The sequence below is a fragment of the Cytophagaceae bacterium genome (genome assembly GCA_016722655.1).
Classification (GTDB): Bacteria; Bacteroidota; Bacteroidia; order Cytophagales; family Spirosomataceae; genus Leadbetterella.
The window spans coordinates 615,392-641,370 of record JADKIR010000004.1; the positions used below are offsets into that span (position 1 = coordinate 615,392).

16 protein-coding genes are annotated in these 25,979 nt (G+C 38.1%); 5 read left to right on the forward strand and 11 right to left on the reverse strand.

From position 1 onward, the window contains the following. Positions 1 to 26: 26 nt before the first annotated feature. The 3 genes from IPP61_03280 to IPP61_03290 all read right to left on the reverse strand — a co-directional run bounded on the left by IPP61_03280 (position 27) and on the right by IPP61_03290 (position 3,428). Positions 27 to 1,352, reverse strand: a complete 1,326-nt coding sequence (locus IPP61_03280) for a sigma-54-dependent Fis family transcriptional regulator (GenBank protein MBL0324196.1) — start codon at positions 1,350 to 1,352, stop codon at positions 27 to 29. 56 nt (positions 1,353 to 1,408) lie between these two features. Then, positions 1,409 to 2,704, reverse strand: coding sequence for a TolC family protein (locus tag IPP61_03285; GenBank protein ID MBL0324197.1), 1,296 nt, complete (start codon positions 2,702 to 2,704; stop codon positions 1,409 to 1,411). A gap of 61 nt (positions 2,705 to 2,765) precedes the next feature. Next, positions 2,766 to 3,428 carry an ABC transporter ATP-binding protein gene (locus IPP61_03290; protein ID MBL0324198.1) on the reverse strand — a complete coding sequence of 221 codons (663 nt, stop codon included), beginning with the start codon at positions 3,426 to 3,428 and terminating at the stop codon, positions 2,766 to 2,768. A gap of 227 nt (positions 3,429 to 3,655) precedes the next feature. Between IPP61_03290 and IPP61_03295 the strand changes: the two genes are divergently transcribed. The 3 genes from IPP61_03295 (at position 3,656) to IPP61_03305 (ending at position 8,067) form a co-directional block, all read left to right on the forward strand. Continuing rightward, positions 3,656 to 4,435, forward strand: coding sequence for a DUF1080 domain-containing protein (locus IPP61_03295; GenBank protein ID MBL0324199.1), 780 nt, complete (start codon positions 3,656 to 3,658; stop codon positions 4,433 to 4,435). Positions 4,436 to 4,610: 175 nt separating this feature from the next. After that, positions 4,611 to 7,046: a TonB-dependent receptor gene (locus tag IPP61_03300; protein ID MBL0324200.1), complete on the forward strand. Its 2,436-nt coding sequence runs from the start codon at positions 4,611 to 4,613 to the stop codon at positions 7,044 to 7,046. 4 nt (positions 7,047 to 7,050) lie between these two features. Then, complete coding sequence (locus IPP61_03305; GenBank protein MBL0324201.1) at positions 7,051 to 8,067, forward strand: DUF4249 domain-containing protein; 1,017 nt, start codon at positions 7,051 to 7,053, stop codon at positions 8,065 to 8,067. Between the two features lies 1 nt (position 8,068). Here IPP61_03305 and IPP61_03310 read toward each other — a convergent pair whose 3' ends face one another. Together IPP61_03310 and IPP61_03315 are read right to left on the reverse strand one after the other, a co-directional pair. After that, positions 8,069 to 9,430: an acetylxylan esterase gene (locus tag IPP61_03310; protein ID MBL0324202.1), complete on the reverse strand. Its 1,362-nt coding sequence runs from the start codon at positions 9,428 to 9,430 to the stop codon at positions 8,069 to 8,071. A gap of 179 nt (positions 9,431 to 9,609) precedes the next feature. Then, positions 9,610 to 12,267 carry a polysaccharide deacetylase family protein gene (locus IPP61_03315; GenBank protein MBL0324203.1) on the reverse strand — a complete coding sequence of 886 codons (2,658 nt, stop codon included), beginning with the start codon at positions 12,265 to 12,267 and terminating at the stop codon, positions 9,610 to 9,612. 265 nt (positions 12,268 to 12,532) lie between these two features. On the opposite strand from IPP61_03315, the gene IPP61_03320 reads away from it, so the two are divergent. Next, on the forward strand, positions 12,533 to 13,369 hold the full coding sequence (locus IPP61_03320; GenBank protein MBL0324204.1) for a hypothetical protein: 837 nt from the start codon (positions 12,533 to 12,535) through the stop codon (positions 13,367 to 13,369). Beyond that, positions 13,369 to 15,741, forward strand: coding sequence for a tetratricopeptide repeat protein (locus IPP61_03325; GenBank protein ID MBL0324205.1), 2,373 nt, complete (start codon positions 13,369 to 13,371; stop codon positions 15,739 to 15,741). The genes IPP61_03320 and IPP61_03325 overlap by 1 nt, the downstream gene beginning before the upstream one ends. Positions 15,742 to 16,064: 323 nt before the next feature. Here the strand turns inward: IPP61_03325 and IPP61_03330 are convergent, their stop codons facing one another. From IPP61_03330 to IPP61_03355, 6 genes are all read right to left on the reverse strand, one after another. Further along, complete coding sequence (locus IPP61_03330) at positions 16,065 to 17,102, reverse strand: glycoside hydrolase family 43 protein (GenBank protein ID MBL0324206.1); 1,038 nt, start codon at positions 17,100 to 17,102, stop codon at positions 16,065 to 16,067. 287 nt (positions 17,103 to 17,389) lie between these two features. Continuing rightward, a complete protein-coding gene (locus IPP61_03335) occupies positions 17,390 to 18,808 on the reverse strand; it encodes an MFS transporter (GenBank protein ID MBL0324207.1) in 1,419 nt (472 codons plus the stop codon). Positions 18,809 to 18,826: 18 nt separating this feature from the next. After that, complete coding sequence (locus IPP61_03340) at positions 18,827 to 19,942, reverse strand: endo-1,4-beta-xylanase (GenBank protein ID MBL0324208.1); 1,116 nt, start codon at positions 19,940 to 19,942, stop codon at positions 18,827 to 18,829. A 113-nt stretch (positions 19,943 to 20,055) separates the two neighbouring features. Continuing rightward, a complete protein-coding gene (locus tag IPP61_03345) occupies positions 20,056 to 22,617 on the reverse strand; it encodes a glycosyl hydrolase 115 family protein (protein ID MBL0324209.1) in 2,562 nt (853 codons plus the stop codon). A gap of 26 nt (positions 22,618 to 22,643) precedes the next feature. Further along, entirely contained in the window at positions 22,644 to 23,933 is a 1,290-nt protein-coding gene (locus IPP61_03350; GenBank protein MBL0324210.1) for a cellulose-binding protein, read from the reverse strand. Between the two features lie 104 nt (positions 23,934 to 24,037). Beyond that, entirely contained in the window at positions 24,038 to 25,975 is a 1,938-nt protein-coding gene (locus IPP61_03355) for a RagB/SusD family nutrient uptake outer membrane protein (protein MBL0324211.1), read from the reverse strand. Positions 25,976 to 25,979 lie beyond the last annotated feature (4 nt).

Below are 25,979 nucleotides of genomic sequence, written 5' to 3' on the forward strand. Positions count from 1 at the left end.
TAAAGAGAAAATCCAAATCACTATTTCTACAAATTAAATTTCTCTATCCTTCTGTATAGTGCCTGCCGGCTGATTCCCATCTCTTTTGAGGCCTCAGTGATATTGCCGTTGTATTTTTTCAAAGTCTTAATAATCAACTGCTTTTCCAGGTTTTCGATATGAAAACTCTCTACCACAATGGCATTAGAAGCGTTACCTTTTCTGATTACAAAGTCTTCTTCTACAAGCATTTGACTCTGGGTTACTATCACCGCACGCTCAATCACATGCTGCAGTTCGCGTACGTTCCCCGGCCAGGAATATGCCAGAAGTTTTTTCTGAAGAGCTGCACTGATGCCCTTAAGTTTACGGTTGTATTTTTTATTGTAAATAGCCAGAAAATGCCCGGCCAAAAGCAAAATATCCTGTCCACGGTCTCTTAAAGGTGGCAGGTAGATTTCTATAGTATTGATTCTAAAAAGCAAATCCTGTCTGAAAGTCTTCTGTTCCACCCGCTCATAAATAGCTTCATTGGTGGCACTGATAATCCTCGAATCGAAAGCTATAGCAGCATTTGAGCCAACTTTCGTGATTTTTTTGTTCTGAAGGGCAAAAAGCAATTTGCTTTGCAGGGTCAGAGGTATATTCCCGATTTCATCCAAAAAAATCGTGCCTTTATCGGCCTCTTGAAAACGACCTGTGCGTTCTTCCCGGGCATCGGTAAAAGCTCCTTTTACATGACCAAACAGCTCACTTTCAAACAGATTTTCGCTCACTGACCCAAGGTCGGCATGTACAAATTTCCGTTCTTTTCTTTTGGATTGCTGGTGAATCTCACGGGCTACCATATCTTTTCCTGTCCCGTTTTCACCCAAAATCAAAATATTGGCATCGGTAGCAGCTACCTGCCTGATCAGTTCAGCGATTTTGAGCATTTCTTCTGATTCCCCGATTATTGAATAAGCCTGTTCCGAATCATGGATGATGGGTTCAGATTTATTAAAAACGCCTCGCAGTGTCTCAAGGAGTTTATCATTGACCCAGGGTTTCAAAATAAAGTCTGCAGCCCCATTTTTTATGGCTCTAACAGCCATTTCAATGTCACCAAAAGCGGTGAAAAGGACCACTTTCTGCTTTTTGTTTTTATCCAGAATAAAGTCCAGCCAGAAGAAACCCTCGTTTCCGGTGTTTACATCACGGCTAAAATTCATATCCAACAAAATGACATCAAATTGATAATTATTCAGCAAAAACGGGATTTTCTCAGGATTTTTTTCTATTTCAACTTTCAGAAAATGTCGCTTCAACAACAGCTTTGCAGCGTTGAGGATATCTACGTCATCATCTATTATCAGAATACTTTTATCGTTCATCTGTGTTGAAAAAATCGTTTCGGTCGAAGAAAACTCTGATTCATTGTTTTCTGATATCAAAGAAAATCAAATTCACCAGTATAGTAAAAGGATAAGAGCTTTTTCTGTAAAATTAACATGTATTTACTTTGAATTTGAGTAGCCTGAGCACTTTCCAAACTCGCCTGTGCCACCTGAAACTCCAGAGGATTAATGGTGCCGGCCTCAATGCGGAGCTCGACCAAATGCAGATTTTCTTTTGAAATTTCCACTTGTCTGCCCGCATTTTCCAGTCTCTCCTGAAATACACTGAGCATCAATTTTGCCGTTTCGAGTTCCTGATTGAGTAAGTTTTTATTCTGGCTTACGGTATTCTCCAAAATCCTTTTCTGAACCTTTAATTGTTGCGTGCGGGGTTTTATTAAAATTCCGGAAAATATCGGAATATTAACTCCCAGCGATACTGATCCGTTTCGGGTATCATTGATTTGCTGAATAAATGTCCGCTCGGGGTTGGACGAAGCATAAAAAGTCCCATAGTTGCCATATAGATTTATTTCTGGCATCTTCTCGGCATTGTTAGCTTTAATTTGCCTGTCAATACTTTTGGATTGAATATCAAGACTTTTGTATTCAGGAAGAAACAAACTTGGGTCTTTTTCTACCGGAATAATTCCAAAACTAAGGCTTTCTGATAAGTCAAGACTTTCAAAATCAATATTATCGGCGGGTTTCAAGTTCATCAACTGAAACAAGGCCAATCTGGCTACCTGAAGGCTGGTTTTGGCTTCAATAAGGCCTCCTTCGTTCATCGCTACCTGATTGGCAAATTGCACCTGCTCGAGTTTTCCGGTGATGCCGGCCTGCAACTGTTTCTCTTGACGATTGTATTGGGTTCTGGAATTCTGAAGCTGTTTTTCTGCGACCTGGACCATCTCCTTTGTTGCCAACACTTCCAGGTAAGCTTTTAGAATATTCAGTGTAAGACGATTTTTTTCAGTATCAATATTGAGTTTTTCTGCTTCTTCCAAAAACTTTGAACTTTCGACCAAAAACTGACGCTGAAAGCCCTTAAAAACAGGGACAGAAACCTGCAGACCGCTATAGGTAGAGTTGTACATCTGGTTGATGTAATCGTTGGAAAAGCGGTCGATAGAACGGCCAAAGTTCATACCTTGCGAAACAGAAAACTGGGTCTGGGGCAATCGTCTGGCTTTGGCCTGATCTACATTGGTAGCCGCCACTTCGGCAGTCAGAAAGGTCTTTTGATAGGCCGGATTGTTTGCCGTGGCTACTTCAATACACTTTTTGAGGGTGTAGTTTTGAGCCACAGCACAATTCGACAAAAATAAAATTATAAATAGCTTTTTCATTTTTATACCTTACCCCAACCTCTCTCCATAGGAGAGGAAATTAAGGAATTTAATTTTTTATTTAATCCATCCACCCGTCTTTGAGTGTAATAATTCTGTTTCCATAAGCAGCATTAGTGGCCGAGTGAGTCACCTGTACTATTGTGACACCATCTTTTTCATTTAATTCCTTAAAAATCTGCATGATGTATTCGGCCTGGTCTGAATGCAGGTTTCCGGTGGGCTCATCTGCCAGAATTATTTTGGGCTCAGCTGCCAGAGCACGGGCAATACCTACCAACTGCTGTTGTCCACCTGAGAGCTGACTCGGGAAAAGGTCCTTTTTTGCTACAATCTGAAAACGGTCCAGAAGCTCTGCCACTTTGCTTTTTCGCTCAGAAGAAGGCATATTTTTATATAAAAGCGGCGTTTCGATATTTTCATAAACTGTGAGCTCATCAATCAAATGATAAGCCTGAAAAACAAAACCTATGGTGTTTCGGTGTATTTCTGTTCTTTTTTTCTCCGAAATCGAAGACACATTTTCTCCCAAAAGTTTATAGGTACCTTCAGAAGCCTCTTCCAACAGTCCGAGAATATGCAAAAGCGTTGACTTACCCGAACCCGAAGGCCCCATGATTGAGACAAATTCTCCTTCAGCAATTTTAAGGTTAATATTTCTCAGGACATAAACTTTGCCCGAGCCAGCTTTATAAAATTTACTTAAGTTTTGTACTTCCAGCATTTGATTAAGATGAATAATTTATTTTAGTCCAATTCTGTGCCATAAGTTTATTTTACTTATTTTCAATATTTTATAAATTTTTATCAAACTTTTTCTGTCCAAAATCGGACAAATAAGTACGAAGATGGACAGGCAAATATTTTTTAATTTTCTCTGGAAATTTTTAGAAATGACCTTTTTTCATACATTTAGGTGTAAATAATTCAACCCTTAAAAATTATAACCCTATGAAGGCTGTTCTTCTTACGTTTGGAGTGATGTTCATATCAATTTCATCTTTTTCACAAAAGAACAAAGAAATCAAACTTTTCAATGGTAAAAACCTGGAAGGATGGACACCCAAGATATATCACCATGAAACTGGGGATAATTATGCCAATACGTTCCGGGTTGAGGATGGAATCATAAAAATAAGATATGATGGTTATAAAAAATTCAATGACCGGTTTGGCCATCTTTTTTACAAAAATCCGTATTCACATTACCGGCTGAAATTTGAATATCGCTTTACAGGAATTTGGCGGGAAGATGCCCCAATTTATACCCGGTTGAATTCCGGCGTCATGTTTCATTCACAAGATCCCAAAAGTATCCTGAAAGAGCAGGACTGGCCGATCTCGGTAGAAATGCAGCTTTTGGCAGAAGAAAAACCAGGAGAGCCAAGGCCTACCGGAAACATGTGTTCGCCGGGCACTGATGTGGTTTTTGAAGGCAAAAAAGATCCGAGACATTGCATCAATTCCAGCTCGAAAACCTACAAAGCAGGGGAATGGATAAAAGCCGAATTGGTAGTTTATGGAGACTCGCTGATACAGCATATTATTGAAGGTCAGGTGGTTTTGGAATATACTAAGCCCACAATGGGTGGTGGGGTTGCCAACAATTATGATCCAAAACTTTGGCAGGAAGGCAAGCCACTCAAAGAAGGTTACATTGCCTTGCAGTCTGAAGGTCAGGAAATTGATTTCAGGAATATTACTTTGATAGATTTATCGAAGAAAAAATAATGCAAATATTATTCTGATCTACCATTTGAATATTCAAAAATCGGAAAAGTTCTACTTTCAAATTTTATAGAACCCTGATTTTAAATAATTCCCGGATATTTTAAATAAGAAAATAACCAATCAGTAAAAATCTCCGTAATATAGATATGGTGAAAATACAATTACCAATTTTTCAATGAGGATATCTCTATTTGTTTTTCTGTTGGTTTTTGGGTTTCACTCAAATACCTGGTCTCAAAATACACGAACCATCAGTGGTTATATCAAAGAAAAAGGCAGCAAAGAAGCTTTGATTGGAGTTACGGTAAGGTTGGAGAATTCTAACCGACATGCGGTTTCCAACACTTATGGTTTTTATTCAATTTCATTGCCGGCAAATCAGGAATGTGTGATTGTTTTTTCAATGGTTGGTTACCAAGCCATTAGCCAAAAAATATTTCTTGACAAAAACCATGAATTAGATCTGGAATTAGAATCTAAAAATTTACTTGAAGAGTTGGTGGTTTCGGCCCGAAAACAAGAAAATAGAGTAAGCGAAACACCGCAAATGAGTAAAATCGATTTGCCGGTAAGTCAGATCAGAAAAATACCAACTTTACTTGGTGAAAAAGACGTTTTGAAAGTTTTACAACTGATGCCCGGTGTGCAAAAAGGATCAGAAGGACAGAGTGGTCTTTATGTACGAGGTGGCGGCCCTGATCAAAACCTGATTATTCTTGATGATGCCATAGTTTATAATGCCAACCACCTTTTTGGCTTTTTTTCAACTTTTAATGGTGATGCACTGAAAAGCGTTGAACTCACCAAAGGAGGGTTTCCGGCACGCTATGGCGGCAGGCTATCTTCAGTTATTGACTTAAATATGAAAGATGGCAATAAGGAAAAATTTACGGGCGAAGGGGGTATAGGAATCATATCATCCAGACTTACATTGGAGGGGCCCATCAAAAAAAACAAAAGCAGTTTTTTGGTGTCGGGCAGGAGAACGTATATTGATGTAATCAGCCAGCCGTTTATAAAAGCCCGTCAAAAAGGATTGAGCAATCAGGTCACAGGAGGATATTTTTTCTATGATTTAAACGCAAAAATAAATTATGAATTAGGTAGAAAAGACAAACTTTATCTGAGTAGCTATTTTGGAAATGATAATTTTGCTGCAAATATTTCAGACCCAATAACCGACCTCGAAAACGGTATCAAATGGGGCAACCAAACTGCCACTTTCCGATGGAACCATCTTTTTAATCAAAAACTTTTTGCCAATACTTCATTGATTTTCAGCAAATATGACTTCGGAATATTGTCAAAAAATACAACACAAAATATTGATACTGGTAATGAAAAAGTTTATGAACTAAACTATAGCTCCGGCATAAGGGACTGGACGGTAAAATATGACCTGGATTATTTTATGAATCCACAGAATCAGATAAAATTTGGATTGCAAAGTATTTTCCATCGCTTCACACCTAGTGCAACTGTATTGAGCGACGAAAACATCAATTTATATTCCAACAAAATCGAAGAAATAGACGTTAATGAAACCGGTTTTTATGTAGAAGATATTGCCAGTATTGGAAAAAAAATAAAAATTAATGGTGGACTGAGGCTCTCTTTATACACAGGAAAAGGAAAAACCTATACAAGACTTGAACCCAGGATTTCAGCATCATATACCCTAAATTCTTCAACTTCAGTTAAGGGTTCTTATGCACTTATGAACCAATTTGTACACTTACTTTCCAATTCCAGTATCGGCTTACCAACCGACTTATGGGTACCTACCACTGATAAAATACCTCCTCAGCAATCCATTCAGTATGCTGCAGGAATAGCCAAAGACCTTGACAAACAAGGCCTCACTCTCACTTTGGAAGGTTATTACAAAAAAATGAAAAATATCATCAGTTATAAAGAGGGGGCTAGTTTTTTGGTGATTGACAACCCTGAAAATCAAGCCGAGTTTGATTGGCAATCCCAGGTTACTACAGGGCAAGGCTGGTCTTACGGTTTTGAGATTTTACTACAGAAAAAAATCGGAAAGTTTTCGGGTTGGACGGGTTATACCTGGTCAAAAACCGAATGGCAGTTTGATGAGCTCAACTTTGGAAATAAATTTTTTCCAAAATACGACCGGAGACACGACATTTCTATAGTTGGTATTTATGAATTATCGAAAAAAATAACCTTGTCGGCTACCTGGGTTTATGGCACAGGAAATGCCCTAACAGTTCCTGTTTCTGAATATACTGTATTCTCGGAAAGAATGCCCCGAAATGCTGAAAATCAATTACCGGGATTTCCATATTTTGGATCCAACAGAGTCAATGAATACAGTGCCCGAAATGCCTTCAGAGCCGAAAATTACCATAGATTAGATGCGGCAGTACAATTTCATAAAAAGAAAAAAAGACATGAAAGAACCTGGGAAATAGGGGTTTACAATGCATACAACCGCCGGAATCCATTTTTTTATATAACAGGAAACAGTACCGAAAACAGCATTGCTATTAATGAGCAAAATCAGGATCAGGCTGAAGGGCAATTGGTCATGAAACGATATTCACTTTTTCCAATTGTACCATCGGTTTCTTACAGTTTTAAATTTTAGGATCATGAACAGAACAAAAGATTCCCTTAAATACCTCCTGATATTTTTATCAGGCTTTCTGATTTCATGCGAAACCATTTTGGAAGATATTCCCGGCGACCAGTTGTTAGATACAAAAGCTCAGATCGTGATAGCTTCATTTATTTCTCCACAGGATTCGGAAGTTATGGTAAAAGTAACCGAATCAAGTCCTTTATTTACAGATTACAAAAGATCCAATGCCGGTTTTGTCATAGACAATGGTGACACACTGGTAAGTGATGAAAGCAACGTCATTCCGGACGCAGAAGTAATGATTTCAAATGGTACGATAAATGCGAAACTCGAATTTGACAAAATATTCCAGGTATATAAAATTTCAACCCGAAGCTTCCCGATTAGAAGTGGAATAACCTACAATTTACAGGTGAAATCAAAGGGCCGGGTTGCTGAAGCCAAATGTGTGGTCCCCTTGAGAAGGCCGTTAATTGCATCATTTGCCATTGATAGCGTGTATCAAAGTGGTTTTGGAATAAACCAGAAAGGTTTCAGGGTTCAATTCAGATTTTCTGATGTCCAGAATCAGGCAGATTTTTACAGAGTCAGGGCCTATCTGGAATACGAATATCTAAGGCCATTATTAAATGGAGAATCAGGCGTAATTTATGAACCTAGAATCGGTAGAACAGCGGCAAATTGGAATGGAAGATTTACCGATACTGACGCTTATATCGATGACGCTAATCGGGATGGATTTGTGCTGGAATCACCGGTAGGAATAATTTTTCCTCAAATCCCCGAACATCAGGTAAATTTTAACGGAACCGAATACAACACCAAATTATCGGAGAAAAGACCCAAAATAGTGATGGAAGTACTCAGTATTGAAGAAAATTACCGTAAATACCACCTTTCTATTATTAAACATGAAAATACAGAAAACAATCCTTTTGCTGAGCCTTACCCTGTTTTCACCAATGTAAAAGGAGGGCTGGGTTGCTTTGGTGGTTCTAATCGAAGAATCCAAACGATACAATTATAGATTAATCCCAATATTTTCCGGCCCAGGCTATCCATGTGCTCCAGTTGGGGCCTGTGCTGTGCCCGCCGGCGTGTTGCCTGAATGCCAGTTCACCTCCAATCAAGGCTGCTCCCATTTTTGGAAATATTGAAGTTCCCAAATCCTTTTTTCCAAATAATTTATAGACTGGTCCTGCATGTACACCTCCCAGGAACATCCCTTTAGCATCAATCCAGTTGCCTTCAACTTGGGGAGACCCTGCACTGATAAATACTGGCCTGGGAGCACAAATCGCTACTAACTCGTGGGCATCGACCGGTAAATCAGCCGTTGTTTTCTGGCTTGTATATTTTATAAAATTTCCACAAAACCAATGATATTCTGATGATGAAGCCAGATTCTCTACTTGTTCTCCAAAATTCCGTCTCAATATTTTTGCACCTCCTGCTCCACTTGAACCAATGAATCCTAAAGAGATGCGAGGTTCAAAAGCCATCGTTACCAAAGCTGCTTTACCATATCTTGACAAACCCTCGATGGCAATTTTTGTAGCATCAATATCTTTGTCAGTTTCAAAATAATCCAAAGCTCTGCTAGCACCCCATGCCCATGCTCTCAAAGTACACCAATCGTCGGGTTTTCGATACAACCCTTTATTAGTTAACCCAATAATTCCACTGGATAGGCCAGCACCATTATCAGCCTGAATGCTTGATGGTTCAAGAATTGCATATCCATACCCTCTGGAAATTAACTGTTCCTGCCAGGTGGGTTCACCAGCTCCTCCTAATCCCATTGGTTTAATAGGACCAGACGAAAATGGATTTTTAATAAAACCAAATTCTATAACCACAGGAACGGCATTTTTCGCACCTAAAGGAGTAGCAACCAATAAATTTATCACTACATTTATTTTAGGATAGGCAGAATTATCAACAATTCCTTTTAATAATTTCTCTTTTATCGGAAAATTGCCAATTACCGTATCCCGACTATATACCACCTGCCAATTTACTCCCGGAATATTTTCAGGTAATTTTCCATAAACCTCATTTTCAAAATCCATGACGATTTCAGGACGTCTTTGCTCATTCCATACTTTAACCGAGCTTACTTTTTTGCCATTTTTTAAAATTAAAGGGTCAGGTAAAATATAAGTATTCACCTTGTTTTCGTCACTGTTGGCAGCATTGGGGTCTTTCGGATTTCCAGACGGCCCTCTTCTTATCTGACTCTTATCAATATTCAACTGGCTAAGCATCTGACTATAATCGGCTTCGGTTAGTTTGTTAATACTATCCCGCTGTGCCGGAGAAAGACCAAATTGGGCATAGGCAATTTGGCAAATAAAAATAATGGCAATTAAGGAAATGAGTTTTTTCATTTTTATTTTGGTTGAAAAATTTAATTCATTCTAAAATGTCGTTAGGTTTAGAAAATTTTTGCCTTTAAACCTCCCCCTATATCCTTTTCCAGAGGGAGAGGGACTTAAAATTGGTGCTCTGCTTAGTGACATTGTATTATTCTTGATAGTTTACCTACACTTTGACCAGGCAAACAGCATCATTTCCTCAATGCATTTATATTTTCAGAGACATTAAACATAGTGTCCACATAAATATCTTTTTGATTTTCCTCCAAATAATGAATCAGCTGACTGTGAGCTTCTTTGCTTACATTAAGATTATGCTCTCCTCCTACTCCATGAAATAAAAACACCAATAATTTACCTTCTTTTTCGGCTTGTTTTACCAACTCGATCATCTGTTCACCGGTTTGATCCACCATACTGTAGCAATCTATGTCCATCATTTTTTGATCCTGAAATGAATGCATTTCATGTCTCACAGACCGAGCAGCAATGAATTCTTTACTCATCGTCTGAATAAACTCCCCTTCAGCAACTTTCTTATGTCCACATGTAAAAGCAAAGGTCCTTTTGTCTTTTCCGTCAATGGCTTTCAAATAAGCATTACACATTTTGATTTCGGCCTGAATCTGGCTCATCGTGTATTTACTCAAATCATACTCAGGTTTTACCCATGACATTCCCGGACCTGTAGCATCGCAAGGGTGATAAACTGTATGATTGCCTAATTCATGCCCATTTCCAGCTGCTCTTCGCCAGTCATTGATTCTTTTTTGAGAAGCTTCAGACGAAACAGTCATATAAAAAGTACCTTTCAAACCCAGCGAATCCAAAGCAGGAATCACGTTGTCAAGGTGCACATTGAGGGCATCGTCATAAGTAAGTACCACTGCACATTTTTTACCTTTCCAAGGCTTTTTCTCATCCAAATCCTGGCCATCGGTTCGGAAAGGCGAGGCAGGCAAGCCGGCAGAATTGTAAAAATTAACATCGGTAGGATTATCTTGCCAGGCATAACGCACATATTTTGGTCGAATGACTTTATCACTCTGCAACTCTATTTTATTAAAATCAACTATCCTGGCTTTTGCCCAATGAAATTTTTTGTCAGAACCTGCCACCGAAAACCATCTAAGCTCTTCTCCGTCTTTTGAATGAATGGATTCAGACAAATGGTCGAAAGTCAAAACCATCTTTTTGTCTATAACCTCATTAGATACCAATCTTGGACCAGAATACTCAGTTTGTTTTTCTTCATAAATCACATTCATTGCTGCCAAAGCCAGCCTTTCACCTACATCTTTCTTATTGTCAGGGTGTATGTCATTCCATTCACCGAGGTCAATACCCACAGCCATGGCAGTATTGGGTACTTCAGTGGCTTTCAGTTGAGCCTCCCTCAGCTCGGCCCATTGACTTTCAGAAGGAAGATAACTGGCATCCATAAAGTTGGGCAACTGCACAAATAGGAAAGGCAATTCCCCTTGATTCCATTGTTTTCTCCAATCCAAAATCTGTGCTTTCTGTAAATCGGTATAAATTTGTGGTCTGCCGGCATTGCTTTCGCCCTGATACCACAAAAATCCTTTTATGCCGTAAGGTGTCACAGGTGCTGCCATGGCATTGTAAAGTGTTGCCGGCTGGTTCTGAGCTGAAAAACCCGGGAAGAAACCACCCATCGGAGCAAATGCTTCTCCTACTTTATATTGCCAGGTTCCTTTCAGGTCCAAAGTATCGTTTCCGGCAATAAGAGAATAAGGTTTGTCGGGCACAAAGCCTCCTTTTCCGCCATTATTGGTAACTTTTACCACAAATATATTTTTGCCGGCTTTCAACAAGCCATCAGGCAAAGGATACCTGCGTTGCGGATACATGTAGGTGGTTTGACCCACCTGCTTCCCATTGATATACAGCATGTCAGCATCCACGATTCTTCCCAGAAAAACCTTCGCGGGTTTACTAACGAATGATGCCGGCACTTCCACTTCTTTTCGGTACCAAACCACTCCGTTGAGGTCTTTTATGCCCTGATCTTCCCAATAGCCGGGAACGGTGATGGGTAGCCAGCCTTTGGGTTGATAATTTATTTCAAACCATTTGGGAGTTTCTGAAAGGCCTTTGTCTTCTGATTTAAACTGTGGTCTCGGGAATCTTGAAAATCTGTTTACAAAAGCCGTGTCTTTGTTTTTTTGGATTGTAGCATAAATACTCTCAAAATCCTTAAGGCCATCTTCGCTGGTCCAGGCCTCTATGGGTGTTCCTCCAACGCTTGCATTGATAAGACCAACAGGAATTTTGTATTTATCATAAATCTTTTTTGCAAAAAAATAGGCCACAGCTGAAAACTGACGCACATTTTCAGGGTTGGTAACTTTCCATGAAGCGTTAGGAATGTCATCTTTGGGACCGGAAAGATGGGTCATGGTCGGGATCCAGAAATGCCGGATATCTGGATTATTGGCCTCAGCGATGTCTTTTGCATACAGCACATGGTGCAGCTCCATCTGATGTACCATATTGCTCTGACCAGAGCAAAAATACACATCCCCAAAGGCTACATTTTTGATTCTGATTTCATTTTTTCCTTTCAAAACTATTTCCTGACCGGTAGCCGCTGATTGTGCCGGGAGTACAATTTCCCATTTCCCTTCAGGAGTGGCTGTCGTTTTGATTGTCTTTTTGTTATGCGTAAGCGAAATCTTCTCTTTAGGTGAGGCCCAACCCCACACTTTTACAGGTTTATCCCGCTGCAATACCATATTGTCAGATATTAAGCTTGGAACCCGGATTTGGGAGAAGGATTTATCAAAAACAATTAATGCGAATACGAAAACAAGCAGATGTTTTTTCATTTTTTATAGTTGAATAATTTGGTGTGAATTTCGTAAAAAGAAGTGACAAATTCGATTTCTATTTTTAATAAAATTTGGGCAATAATTTGGCAAATACTCATTTTGTATCTTTTTGACGTCTTCAGTTCAATAGAGTTGATAGTTTAAATAATAACACAACTCAATTTATTCAATTTTTTTTTATTTTTCAGAGAAACATCTTAAAGTTTTTTTTTTCGAAAAAAAATACTATATTTAACCACAATTCCCGTTGATAAGCTCATTTATGATCGATTGTCCAACTTGCAAATACGAAAATTCATTAGTTGTTCAAAACTGTGTTTCTTGTGGTACTTTTTTAGGATATCCTAACGTTAATGATGCTAAAAGACCAGAAGAATTTGATTCGTTGCGTAGTCGTTATGATGAAGTCTCTCTGAAAATAACATCAGATGCTCATAAAAACAAAATTAAAGACTTTGAAGATGCCATAAAAACAGATGCAAGAGCGGTAGTAAATATAGATTTAGATTATCTCGAAACTTTTATTGTTACAAAAAATAATCTATATAGTTCTTATGGACGTGCTACAGCAGGCGAAACAAGAGCTTATGCTAAATCTGAATTTGATAAACAAAGAAACGGAGTGGAAGGCTTTCTTTTTGGGAGTTATGCAGACAATATTCGCTATGCAACACTTTCTCTTGACAAATCTGGCTTAAAATCTTATGCTGATTATTCGCTGTCTTTGAAAGATATTGCCATAGCTCAACGTGCAACAGTGTTAGAAGAAAACTCGTATATTATTGTACAAAAATATTTTGATAAAATACCCAACGGTTATAAAGCAACATGGCAAAACAAACACTTATTGGCTGTTGTGAAGTGTGCCGGAGAAATAATCAAGAAAAATAAAACTACCTTTGCGGAAATTTTGTTGAAAAGCACTGGCGATAGGAAAACCGATGATTTTATAGAAGTACATATTTTTGGGCCTTTCAACAAAGAATCTGTTGAGTCGGTAAAAGGTTCATCTATTCTAACTGAATCTTTGGACAAATTAAAATTAGCAAAAATAAAAAACCATCTTACCTCTTTGGGTATTGATTGGATAGAACAATAATGTTAGGGCAAGCATTTTTAAATGGACAAACTGGACAAGCACTCTTTAAAACAAAAGAGGGTGCTTTTGCATTGAATCTCCGAAAACAAACTACTAAACCATGTGTTAGGCAAGATGTTGATTTCTTTTTTGATAGCGAAACCGAAATTGATACCTTAGAAAATGTAACTGTTGAGCAGGTTTTTGAGCAGTTAAAAACTCAAAAACACAATTTTGATGCTCTAAACTCTACTATTGCAGGTTTTGACCCTGTGTTGTCAATAAGTACTCGAAAAATGGCTATCCAACAAGCTGAAAGCCTTTTGGGAGACACCAATACGTATAATTTTGTGCAAAATCGCTTGTTTGGAAATCATGTTCCTAAAGAAGCCGATTTAACTCAAGCTCTAGGTATTAGCCAATCCAATGGCTGTAATAAAACTTCTTATTTCTACGAATGTCTTGCTCAAAAAGGTGAAGTGATAGGTGGCTTACAGTTTTTTTTTAGCCAAAAAGTTCTGAATTATGAACTAAGCCAAACGCTTCCTCGTATAAAAGATACTTTTGAGAGCGAAGGTGTTTTTACTAGTTTTTTTAAGGCTGCCATTAAAGCCGACGAAAAAGCCCTCAACAAAATCGTACTTGATTTGTCGTTTAATGCTTCTCTAAAAAAATATATACCTCAGCTAAGTAAGTTTTTGACTGATTTTAAAAATGACGTACAAAACAATTTCTTTGAAAACGACTATATTCATGTGGCTCATGAAGAAAATGAGATTGATTTTGACCAAAACGACTACAATATTAATGAGTTATTGACAAACTTTATTAGCCTAGATAAATACAAGAAGAAAGACCAAAAAATAACTAAAAAAACAAAAAAACGTACTTTTACCGAGGATTTTCAAGGAAAACTTGCAAATAACATTGAAATCATCATTGCTTTTGCCCAAGAAAATGACATTTATAACGTACAAAAAAGAGCTTACCAACTTTTAGAGCATAATTGCAGAAATAGCAGACAAGCTGACGTAATAAAAACCTTAACTAATCTTTCTCAACGTTTTTTTGACATTAACCAATTAGACCTTGCTGAAGAATTTGTAGGCTATATTGATATTTTAGGCAATTATGATGACGCTTTCCCTTTTACATTAAGAACAAACATTTTGTTGAAAAGAGGATATTACGAGGAGGCAGAAAATATAATTAATCAAACTATTAAAGATTTTCCAAATGATATTGTACCAAGAACTATCAAAGCTGAGATTTTGAAGGCAAAAGGACAATATGAAGACGCTGAAAAATTAATCGACCAAATAATCAAAGATTTTCCAAAAGAAATTGTTCCAAGAAATATCAAAGCTGAGATTTTGAAGGCAAAAGGGCAATATGAGTTAGCCGAAGAATTAATCGACCAAACAATCCAAAATTTTCCAAATGAAATTGTACCAAGAACTATCAAAGTTGAGATTTTGAAAGTAACAGGACAATATGAGGAAGCTGAAAAATTAATTGACCAAATAATTAAGGATTTTCCAAATGACATTGTTTCAAGAACGATTAAAGCCGAGATTTTAAAAGCACAAGGACAATATGAGGAAGCTGAAAAGTTAATTGACCAAATTATCAAAGATTTTCCAAAAGAAATTGTTCCACGAACCATCAAAACTGAGATTTTAAAGGCAATAGGACAATATGAAGACGCTGAAAAATTAATCAATCAAATTATCAAAGATTTTCCAAAAGAAATTGTTCCAAGAAATATCAAAGCTGAGATTTTGAAGGTACAAGGACAATATGAAAAAGCATTAAGTTGTTATGATGAAACTATTAAACTATTCCCTAACTACAGTTATACAAAAATAGGCCGCCTTTCCGTTTTGCTCTTACTTGGAAAATTACAAATTGCTGATTTCAGAAAATGGGATGAAAAACCTATACTAAAAAATTCGGATGATAGAGTTGAGTACCATATTTTGGGCATGTTTAATTTAAAAAAGGGAAATTTTCAAAAAGCATTGGCTATTTTCGAGAATGGTTATTCTCAGTCTAAAAATATCGAAGATATTCAATATTATTTAACAGCAATCAGTGTGACAAAAATCAGATTGAAGCTTTCCTATGACATAAAGGCATTGTATGAAGCTAATGAAATAAATAAAACAATTGCAAATAAACCATTTAACAAAATGCTTATTGCACATGCCGCAATTGAGAATAAAAAAATAGTAGAGGCACAAAATATATTGAATGCCATGACTCCGCAAGTACCACATTTAATAATCCTACGTAATGATCTTTTGACTTATTCCAATAATAAAACTGGTTTAAGTGGAGTTGTACGTAATCGTATCTACGATGAAGAAATGTTTTTATTGATGGCAGTCTGAAACCAAAATTTAATTGGAAACAAAAGTAGATAAATAGACGTATATTTTAATCTGAGATATCATCAGCTCTTTGATATCTTCCCGATGTCGAAGCGAGGAAGGGAGGATTTCCAATCCGAAATTATTGTTTAGCCGATTCATTCTCACTTTCCCTTATTCTGTAAAAGCATGCTGGTCATTTATTTGTATACCATTTATTTTAGATTTAGACTTAAAATAGATGAAATAGAGTTTCCAATCCTATTTCATCTAGCCTCGACATGACATACAGAAGATGTACAAGATCGAAATTGTTTGATGATAACAAACAATATAAAAACTTCCTACTTGCGATACGGCTCTAAAGTCAGAATCTTGCCATCGGCATCGTATTGGATTTCGGCTAATTTTACACTTCTCAGGTGCGTAACACCTTCTGAAAGACTGGAATCATGATAGAATAAATACCATTTGCCGGCAACCTCACAAATAGAATGATGGGAAGTCCAGCCCACTACAGGTTCGAGAATCCTACCGGCATAGGTAAATGGCCCGTAAGGGTTGTCACCAATGGCGTAGCAGATATAATGTGAGTCACCTGTTGAATAGGAGAAATAGTATTTTCCGTTGTATTTGTGCATCCAGGAGGCCTCAAAAAATCTGCGGTCAATATCACCCTGAAGCAGTTGCTGACCATTTTCATCCAAAATCACTAAATCTTTGGCAGGATGGGCAAATTCAAGTAGGTCATCTGTCAACTTGGCTACTTTCGGGCATAATGCAGGCTCGTTTTCAGCAGGTAAGTGGGCAAACGGGCTTTCCGGCGACGAAGCATTAAAAACCCCTTCACGCCAACGCTGGAGCTGTCCGCCCCAGATGCCTCCAAAATACATATAATAGGAGCCATCGTCGTCTTTGAAAACAGCCGGGTCGATAGAGAAGCTATCTTTTATAGCTTCGGGCTGTGGTTTAAATGGCCCGGTAGGAGAATCGCTGATGGCCACACCGATTTTGAAAATCCCATCATGATCTTTCGCAGGAAAGAAAAGATAATATTTGCCGTCTTTTTCGTTAGCATCCGGTGCCCACATTTGTTTTTCGGCCCATTGAACCTGATCTACATGCAAGGCAACGCCATGATCTTTGGCCGGACTATCAATGCTGTCCATCGAAATCACATGGTAATCTTCCATTGCAAAATGACTTCCGAGGTCATCAAATGCTTCGCCCGCGTCCACATCATGTGATGGATAAATATAAATTTTCCCATCAAATACATGTGCCGATGGGTCGGCTGTATAAATATGAGACACTAAAGGCTGTGAAATTGCCTTTTTATTAAGCTCTTTAAAATCAATGTGTTCTATGCTATCTTCTGGCATTTTTTTAAAAGTTTAATTTCTTAGTTGAAAAGGTGGTTAGTTGGTAAGAGAGAAAGTTTTCTTTGCAACTTGTGACCTTTATTTTTTTTAGTTGGAAAGATGGTAAGTTGGAAAGTTAGGAAGATTCCTTTACAACTTGTGACCATTTCCATTTTTAAGTTAACAGGCAACGAGTAGTAATCAACCGTTTTAACTCACAATCACCCTTCGACCCCTTGCCAAGCTCGGGACAAGCTCAGCTCAGGGTGACACAAAACTCGATACTCCTAACCCGGCACCCGGAACTTTCAGCCCCTTCTTTTTTCTAAATCAGATTGAATCTGCCCTTCCATATTCTTATTTATTTCATAAAAAAACAAAAGACCAAATGCGATAAAAAATGAAATCGAAGGAAAAACACTTACAAGCATTTTGATACCATTGATAGTTTCTGCCGACTGACCGGTGGTACTTCCTGGTTGATAATCAAAAATATTCAAAATTTTGGTTAAAAGTGCACTTCCTATACTCAGACCACCTTTTAGACCAATCATCATAGCAGCAAAAATGATTGCTGTAGCCCTACGGTTGTTTTTCCATTCAGAATAATCGGCCACATCGGCTATCATGGTCCATAGAATCGGGGTGCTGATACCATAAAAAAACATGTGGAGTATCTGAGTCAAAAACATCAATCCTACACTTTGGGGAGGATAAAAATAAAAAACAAGAATAAACAAGGTCGAAACAAACAATGAGGCCATAAAAACATTTCTTTTCCCAAACTTATCGGCAAGTTTTTTGGACCACATAATACCGATTAATCCTATTAGAATACCACCTCCGTTAAACACTCCTAAGCCCATGGCTGTGTCGTTTTCAAAAGTGGGCAAATAGGGCTTTATCGGATCAAGAAAAGCTGTAATCTGGGCCTTGTCAACGTAGTTTTCAAAATAATATACATAAGAGCCTCCTTTCATAGCCAGGGTAATAAAAATCAAAGTGGTTACTACCAACATGATGATCCATGGAATGTTTTTGGAAAGGTCCTTAAGGTCTTCGGAAAGAGAAGATTTTTGCTCGGGTTTGGGAACCACTCTTTCTTTGGTAGTCAAAAAAGTAATCAATAGCATTAGGGTACCCACGATGGCCAGTATTGTCATTACTTTTTCGATACCTACGGCTTTATCGCCTCCTCCGGCTTTTAGGATAAGGTTGTACATAAAAACCTGCACAAAAAACTGTGAAAACATAACCGCCACAAACCTATAGGCCGACATGCTGTTACGCTCGCCCATGTCACTGGTAATCACACCACTTAATGCTGAATAAGGCAGGTTATTGGCAGCATACAACAAAAGCAAAAAGCTATAAGTAATAACCGCATAAATTACTTTTCCTTTATACGAAAAATCAGGAGTGCTAAATGCCAAAAGTGCTGCTATTCCAAGTGGAATGGCCGTCCAGAGAATCCAGGGACGGAATTTTCCCCAACGGGTACTGGTACGGTCAGCGATGGCACCCATCACAGGATTAAATACAAATGCCGCAAAAAGACCTACAAAAAGTGTTACCAGGGTAGCATCTTCGGTTTTCAGGCCGTAAATATCGGTGTAAAAATAGGCCAGATAGGTTACCAAGGTCTGGAATACCAGATTGGCCGCCAAATCGCCGAGACTATACCCAATTTTTTCAAGTACAGAGAGTTTTTGAGATTCTTGACTCATGATTTTATAGATTAAGGTTTACTTTTTTAGATTTAAAACTGAAAAATAAGCCTTTTTCTTTTCATAATTTCTATCAAAAAGCAAAGGATAATTTACGCGACCACGAATCGGGAAACCATTGAGCCATGAATGACCGTCATTTACACCCCAGAAGGTGATTCGGCTTATTGTGTCTTTATGCTTCAAAAACAGTTTAAACAAGTCTTCATATTTTTGGGCCAATACCACACCAACTGAATCAGGCATACCGGCAGTATAAGGATTCATTTGTGGCGAATTTTTATAACTCTGGTTAACATCAGCACCTTTCATATCCCATGGATTGGGTAAAACGGTAAGATCTAGCTCGGTAAAAGCAACTTTTACCCCTAATTTTGAAAAGTCAACGATTGCATCTTCGATTTCCTGCAGATTCAAAGTATTGATACTCCAGTGACCCTGAATACCTACACCATCAATTTTTACTCCGGCGGCTTTCAATTTTTTTACGATTTCGATGGCTCCTTTTCTTTTGGCAGGTTGCTCAATGTTATAATCATTGTAATACAGAGCGGCTTTTGGGTCGGCTTTGGCGGCAAGTTCAAATGCTTCCTGAATGTAACCTTCACCCAGAGTTTTGAGATAAACAGATTTCCGAAGGGTTCCGTCTTCTTCCAGAGCTTCGTTTACTACATCCCAGCTGTCAATTTTCCCTGCATATCTGCCGGCAACAGTCGCTATGTGATTTCTCATGAAAGTCTGAACAGAATCTTTACTGGTGTTTCTTCTGATAAATGGAGGAAGCTGAGAATGCCACACTAAAGTATGACCGGTGATGTACATGTTATTTTTTTTACCCAAATCCACAAATTTGTCAGCCAGGTCAAAATTGTATTTGTCCCACTGTGGATGAATCACCTCAGCTTTCATGATATTTTCTGCAGTAATGCCGTTATATTCAGACTTAATCAATTCATTGGCTTTGGCATCCTTTTCCAGAATATGCTCGGTACCAATAGCTACTCCCATAACGAAGTCTTTTTTGTAAGCCGATTTTAAAGTTTTTACATTTTTCTGAGCACAGGAAATTTGAGTCAAAAAGAAGGCAGGAAGCAATATCCCTAACAAACTTTTTTTCAATATGTTCTTTTTCATTTTTAAGTGATTTTTGTTGAATAAAATACAGGAATATATATATTTCTGAAAATAAGCGTCAATTTAACATTTATTATTTCAAAATATTATTTTTAATCCAATAATTTTATTTTTCAGTTTTGAAAAACACTTTCCACCGGGCCCAAATGCGTTGAAGGTAAGTCTTTTACACTGATAACGATTTTCTGCAAGACTACCGCCGGATCTATCGCCCATACTTTTAAGGTATGTTTCCCTTTACCAGAAATCTTAATTTTGGCGTTCAGATATTTCGCATTTCTTGAGACCACTCTCTCCCACTCTTTCAAACTTCTGTCAGCGTGCATGTCAATTATTTCAGGCTTTTCGCCATCAATGGAAACTGCAAGTTTCAATCCCTGATTTCCGTTGAATTCTAGAGTAGGCGACACCATCAAAGTCAGGTTTGCTTCTCCTTCAGTTTTCCAAAACATATCATATTCGAGCCTTGGACTATTTTCGGTTAATGAAATTGAAGCAATATTAACCGGAAAAATTGTGATTCCATCACCGGTACGGCCAATATCCGGAATGATTTTCCATTCTACTTTTTCAGAATTTATTTTTCTGGAAAAATGTACTGCCTCGATAGAAACAAATCCATCTTCTTCCAAAAAACCTTTAAATTCCTTTGGCCCGGGAGTGTAAGTCTCCAGCATTTCGGGTAAAAACTCTTCACTGGTTTTACCGCCATCAATTCTTATTACCTTAGGCATCGTATTCTGGCGGGGTTGTTGCCAGTAAGTGTAACCTATATGGTTTTGATCGGCAAAATGATTCCATTTGCCCCCGGCAAGTTTTTGATTGAAATAATCACTCAATTCCTGATCTTTTTTGTAAAAATATTCCACTTTATCAGCCCAAATATTAGCTTCAGAACATGAATCTTTTGAAGCTGCAAGATTTTTTGCATGAGCATAATACATTTCGTAAAGATTGCTGCAAGCCAAAACAGGATATAAAACTAACTGATAATAAGCATCTTTATACTCAGAAGGTATTTTTTCGTTGGTCCGTAGTGCTTTTTCTGCAAGATTTGAATATTCTTGAACCACTCTCTTCCATTCACCGCTTTCAAGGTTATAGGTTTTAGCAGTGAGCAGTTCCGGCTTTACCCGAGCATTGTACTTTGCATATTTCTCCAAATAATCAGCAATTTCTTTATGGTTTTCATCGCCGAAAGTTTGTTTTGCCCATATTTTGGAATATTCCGGAAGTTTTTCTACCGGCCAGTTATCAGGATTCCAGGCATAGTCAAGGAAGAATGAAATCGGGAATTCCATAGGTTTCAGGTCGCCGACATTCACAATCCAGATCTCCCGGGCATTGTATTCATAAGCCAGGTGCATTTGCTCCCAAATTTTGGGCAATGGATTGGTATTAACCCATTTGTAATTTCTCGGGCCACCTACATAGTCAAAATGATAATAGATTCCGTAGCCGCCTTTTCTGGGTTTTTCATTCAATCCGGGCAGTTTCCTGATATTTCCCCAGTTGTCGTCACAAAGGAGCAAGGTGATATCATCGGGTACCCTCATGCCTTTGTCATAATAGTCTTGTACTTCTTTATATAATGCCCAAAGCTGGGGTTTATCCGATGCAGGCTTTCCTGACAATTCTTCAATTATTTTTCTCTGGTCTGTAACTATTTTTTCCAATAAACCGGTGGCTGTTTCTCTTGACATAGGTTCATCGCCATCCCCACGCATTCCCACTGTGAAAATATTATCGTATTTATAACGCTCCTTTACACTTTCTCTCCAAAACTCTCTTAAGGTAGAATCATTTTTAGTGTAATCCCATTTGCCTTTATCCTTACCGTAACGCCTCCACTCGTCGTGAGCACGCATGAGGGGTTCATGGTGCGAAGTACCAATCACCACACCATATTCATCGGCCAAAACCGGGTTCATAGGATCATCGACATGAAAAGCGTTGCCCCACATAGCCGGCCAAAGGTAATTCCCTTTCAGTCTGAGAATTAACTCAAAAATCGAAGTATAAAGTTTTTGGTTAAATCCCCCATTTTTCTCGTTTGTCCAACCCGAAAGACATGGAGCTTCGTCGTTAAGAAAAATTCCACGGTATTTTACTTTGGGTTCTCCGTCGGAATACTTTTCGGGTTTAACATAGATTTCAGCATGTTTTTGAGCAGGTACATCAGCCCAGAAATGCCATGGAGATACCCCCATTTGTTCTGAAAGGTCGTAAATACCATAAATAGTGCCCCGTTTATCGGAACCCACAATTACAAGTGCCTCGTCAACTCCCGGAAATGGCTTTTGAATGATTTGAGTCTGAAAAGTTTCCCATTTTCCTGCTATGGCCGAAACGTCCAGTTTTTTATTCTTTATGAGTTTATCGATCCAGCTGTTTTTTCCTAAAGTGCCTGCTAAAATGAGGCGTTTTTCTTTTGAAAATTTCTGAAGAAGTTCAGTTTTTTGTCCCGAAACTCTTTCAATGTCTAAAACCAAATCTCCGGCAGCACGGATAACTCCTTTATGGTCAACTGAGGAAACTAAAATTTTAGAGGTAAATCCCGGAGCAACAATTGGAAAATCCTTTCCGCTATTTTGAAATACAACATAGTAATCAGGCTTAACTGCAAAGACCTGAATTGAAAATAAAACCGACAAGACACACAACAACTTTTTCATAATCAGTTTATTATCTATTTTTTAAATTAAATATTAATTACAAATGTGGTAATACTTTTCGAATGAAGATCCTGTTCTATCAACCCATCTTTTACTGTCAGGGTATTTTTTAAAGCTGAATCTTTTTCGGAGGTAGTATATGAGACAGCATTTTTTATTTTTAAACCATTTATTTGAAACCTTTTCTGAGTTACATTTTCTGGATTTATCACAACTACTACAACTTCATTTCCTTTGGTATAAGCTGTAATTTTTAAATTATTCTCTTCGGAAGTTTGAACGCCAATTCTCAGAAAACCAGGTCTTACAAACCTTGAATACTGAGAAAATCCGTAGCCTCTTTTCAAAATCTCTCCATTAGAAGTGCCTTCCTCGCCATCACCAATAAAAGAATAATACCTTTGCAGATACCACCAAATATATGCATTCCAATTATTTAGCATTGCATTGTGAACTGATTCCAACATTTTTATACTTTCAGTCCATTTTACTGACTCGGTGTATGTATTCCATTTGGCAGCACCGGCATTTCCTGTGTTGAGATTCATGAGATACTCTGTCATCCAGATTTCCTTTTTTTGATTAACCGCCAGTGGGAATTCTCCTAATCCACTTCCATAAATATGACCGGCAACGATATCAAATTTGGAGGCAACTTCCTTATTATTAAGAAGAGCATTGGTGTAAACGGGATTAAAATTGAAGGATTCCGGTGCTGCGACTTTTGCCCCAACAATTTGCCCGGGTGCTTTCAGAAAATCAATCATTTCATCTGAGGTCCAGTCACAAGATTCATACGATACTTTAATATCGGGTTCATTTTGAATCGATATCACATCAATTTTGGCACCGTTTTCAGCCATAAACCTGATAAACTCATTGATATAATCTTTAAAAGCTTTGTAGTTTTCGGCCAAGAGATGTCCACCTACATCGGTTTTGTTATCTTTAAGATTTGCGGGTGGCGACCACGGGCTGGCCAATACGGTCACGCCTTTTTTGTTGGCTTCTTTAACTGCTTCAATGATGTTGGACCATTCTGCCTTATTAGATGAAAGTCTAACTCTGAAAATACTCAAGCCCAGCTGGTTATCGTCAGTTCCGAAAGCTTTCAGTGCTTCAGCAGGTTTCAATGACATGGTGCCCCACATTCGATTAGCACCTCCAAAACCTGCGATAGTTTGATAAGTTGTTTCTGGTGAAATATTAACGATAAATGGTTTTACAGTTGGTGTGGGATTGTTGGTATTTGTGTTATCTTTTTTGCAAGAAAAAAGAAATAAAAAAACTAAAGAGAGTATTCCTGAAGATCTCATCTGATAAAAATATTTCCGGAAATTTTTGAAAAAATAAGGGGAGAAAAAATTCCTCCCCTATTTCCAATTTAACCTATGATAAAAAATTCTACTATGAAAAACTATTAATAACCAGGGTTTTGGTAAGCTGCTTTTTCTTCGGCAGTCATTTCCATACCGTCTAATTGGCCCTGAGGAATTGGTCTTAAATAATGGAAAGGTTTGATGTCCCTTTTAACTGTAACCGGAGTATGATCAGTAACTGCGGCTCCACCAATCGAATATGTACCAGCATATTCATTCCATTTTTGAGTACGTACTAAATCGTACCAACGATAACCTTCACCATAATATTCACGTGAACGTTCATCCAGAATAAAGTTAATATCAATTACTGCAGGAGTCGCTTCAACCATAGCTGCACTATTATCAACAATTTTAGCTTTAGCTCCATTGTTGTCATAACGCCATTTTCCGGCACGGGCTCTAATCACATTAATAAGCTCTCTGGCACTTTTACCTGGCTTGGCAGTTGCACCTTTTACAGCAGCTTCAGCAGCTACAAAATACAATTCAGAGAATTTCGCAATATTAAATGGACGGGTTGTTCCGGCATTGGGTTGTCCTAGTCCACCGGCATTGTCGGTACGGAAAGTTCCTAATTTCCAGAACCCAGGATGTCTGAGACGACTAATTCCTGTTGGCCCGATCACAAAGTCAGCTCTTCCGGGAATAACTCCGGCACCTACATTACTTTTAAATACTGAATTTGAATAATCAATGGTAGTTGCTGGTTCTTCATCCAGGAAAGTAAGGATTGCATCGCCAGGTTTTACAGGAAGGTAATTTGCGTTATAATATGTTTCTTTCTTATCTCCCGCTTTATCCCAGTTTGACCTATAGGTTGTTACAAAAGTACCATCGTACCTTGAGTCATTAACTTTGTCGGCAAAAGTCTTTTTAAACACTTCAATGGTTGGAGCCATACGAGTCCAAGGACGACCTAAATCTTGTGTTGCAGCTCTTTGAACAGTACTTACTGCACTCCAGGCTGTACTGGAAGAACTACTTCTAATGTTTGTATAGTTCCAAGTAAGCATCCAAACAGCAAAGTTATCAGGAGCACCACCACTACCAAATGTTAAACTTGCACCATTGTATAATTCACTTGACTCGGTGTGATCAGCATAAAGGAGTAACTCATTGTTTCTGTCATTTGATCCTAAATGCAAATCATAGAACGTAGGTTGTAAAGCAAACGGGCCCGGGTTTTCTATGGCAGCGGTTGCAATATCATATGCTTGCTGATAATAATACTGAGCATTTTTTCCAGCCGGGTCTTTTCTTTCTGCAGCCGGATAAGTTGGAATATTATTTGGGTTTTCCAACCACCAGGCATAAGTAAGATAAGCTTTTGCCAAAAATAATCTGGCAACAGTTTTATTTACACCGCCAATTACACGACCACTAACAGGAAGGTCATTTACTGCCGCCAATAGGTCAGGAAAAACAGCCTTTGTATAAACTTCAGGAACTGTGTTTCTTACCGAAGTCCTTGAAGGTGCAGTGTTAAATTTCAATTCACCTGCTCCCAAATCCAAAGGCACGCCACCATAAGTTTGAACCAACAAGAAATAGTCAAATGCACGGAAAAATTTTGCTTCTGCTATCAATGCAGGAGATAAATTTACCGCAGCAGCATTTTCAATAATCCCTGATGCAGTGTTGATGTTTGAAAAAACTGTTCCCCAAATAATACTTGTAGGATAACTGGTTGGAGTAAGCTGACCAACTCCTGACATATCCATATCTTTAAAGTTACCGTCTGCACTTTGTGCCCAGGTAGCTTCGTCGGTTCCGGTTATTACTGAATTGAAATAATAAGCCTGACCATAAATCCAACGCAAATGGGCATACATAGAGGTTAAACCACCCATAACTCCCTTTTCAGTTTTAAAGAACCCCGGTTCATAAATACTCCTTGGCTGTTCTTTTAAGATATCTGAGCATCCTACCGAAAAAATGGTTAGGAATATTAATGTCGCAAATATTTTAATTTTCATCTCT

What these genes read in the sequence shown, in the direction of transcription:
- IPP61_03345 (MBL0324209.1), bottom strand. Translation starts at nt 22,617, where the DNA reads ATGAAAAAGTTGTTGTGTGTCTTGTCGGTTTTATTTTCAATTCAGGTC.
- IPP61_03295 (MBL0324199.1), top strand. Translation starts at nt 3,656, where the DNA reads ATGAAGGCTGTTCTTCTTACGTTTGGAGTGATGTTCATATCAATTTCA.
- IPP61_03335 (MBL0324207.1), bottom strand. Translation starts at nt 18,808, where the DNA reads ATGAGTCAAGAATCTCAAAAACTCTCTGTACTTGAAAAAATTGGGTAT.
- IPP61_03340 (MBL0324208.1), bottom strand. Translation starts at nt 19,942, where the DNA reads ATGAAAAAGAACATATTGAAAAAAAGTTTGTTAGGGATATTGCTTCCT.
- IPP61_03285 (MBL0324197.1), bottom strand. Translation starts at nt 2,704, where the DNA reads ATGAAAAAGCTATTTATAATTTTATTTTTGTCGAATTGTGCTGTGGCT.
- IPP61_03290 (MBL0324198.1), bottom strand. Translation starts at nt 3,428, where the DNA reads ATGCTGGAAGTACAAAACTTAAGTAAATTTTATAAAGCTGGCTCGGGC.
- IPP61_03355 (MBL0324211.1), bottom strand. Translation starts at nt 25,975, where the DNA reads ATGAAAATTAAAATATTTGCGACATTAATATTCCTAACCATTTTTTCG.
- IPP61_03320 (MBL0324204.1), top strand. Translation starts at nt 12,533, where the DNA reads ATGATCGATTGTCCAACTTGCAAATACGAAAATTCATTAGTTGTTCAA.
- IPP61_03310 (MBL0324202.1), bottom strand. Translation starts at nt 9,430, where the DNA reads ATGAAAAAACTCATTTCCTTAATTGCCATTATTTTTATTTGCCAAATT.
- IPP61_03280 (MBL0324196.1), bottom strand. Translation starts at nt 1,352, where the DNA reads ATGAACGATAAAAGTATTCTGATAATAGATGATGACGTAGATATCCTC.
- IPP61_03315 (MBL0324203.1), bottom strand. Translation starts at nt 12,267, where the DNA reads ATGAAAAAACATCTGCTTGTTTTCGTATTCGCATTAATTGTTTTTGAT.
- IPP61_03330 (MBL0324206.1), bottom strand. Translation starts at nt 17,102, where the DNA reads ATGCCAGAAGATAGCATAGAACACATTGATTTTAAAGAGCTTAATAAA.
- IPP61_03305 (MBL0324201.1), top strand. Translation starts at nt 7,051, where the DNA reads ATGAACAGAACAAAAGATTCCCTTAAATACCTCCTGATATTTTTATCA.
- IPP61_03325 (MBL0324205.1), top strand. Translation starts at nt 13,369, where the DNA reads ATGTTAGGGCAAGCATTTTTAAATGGACAAACTGGACAAGCACTCTTT.
- IPP61_03350 (MBL0324210.1), bottom strand. Translation starts at nt 23,933, where the DNA reads ATGAGATCTTCAGGAATACTCTCTTTAGTTTTTTTATTTCTTTTTTCT.
- IPP61_03300 (MBL0324200.1), top strand. Translation starts at nt 4,611, where the DNA reads ATGAGGATATCTCTATTTGTTTTTCTGTTGGTTTTTGGGTTTCACTCA.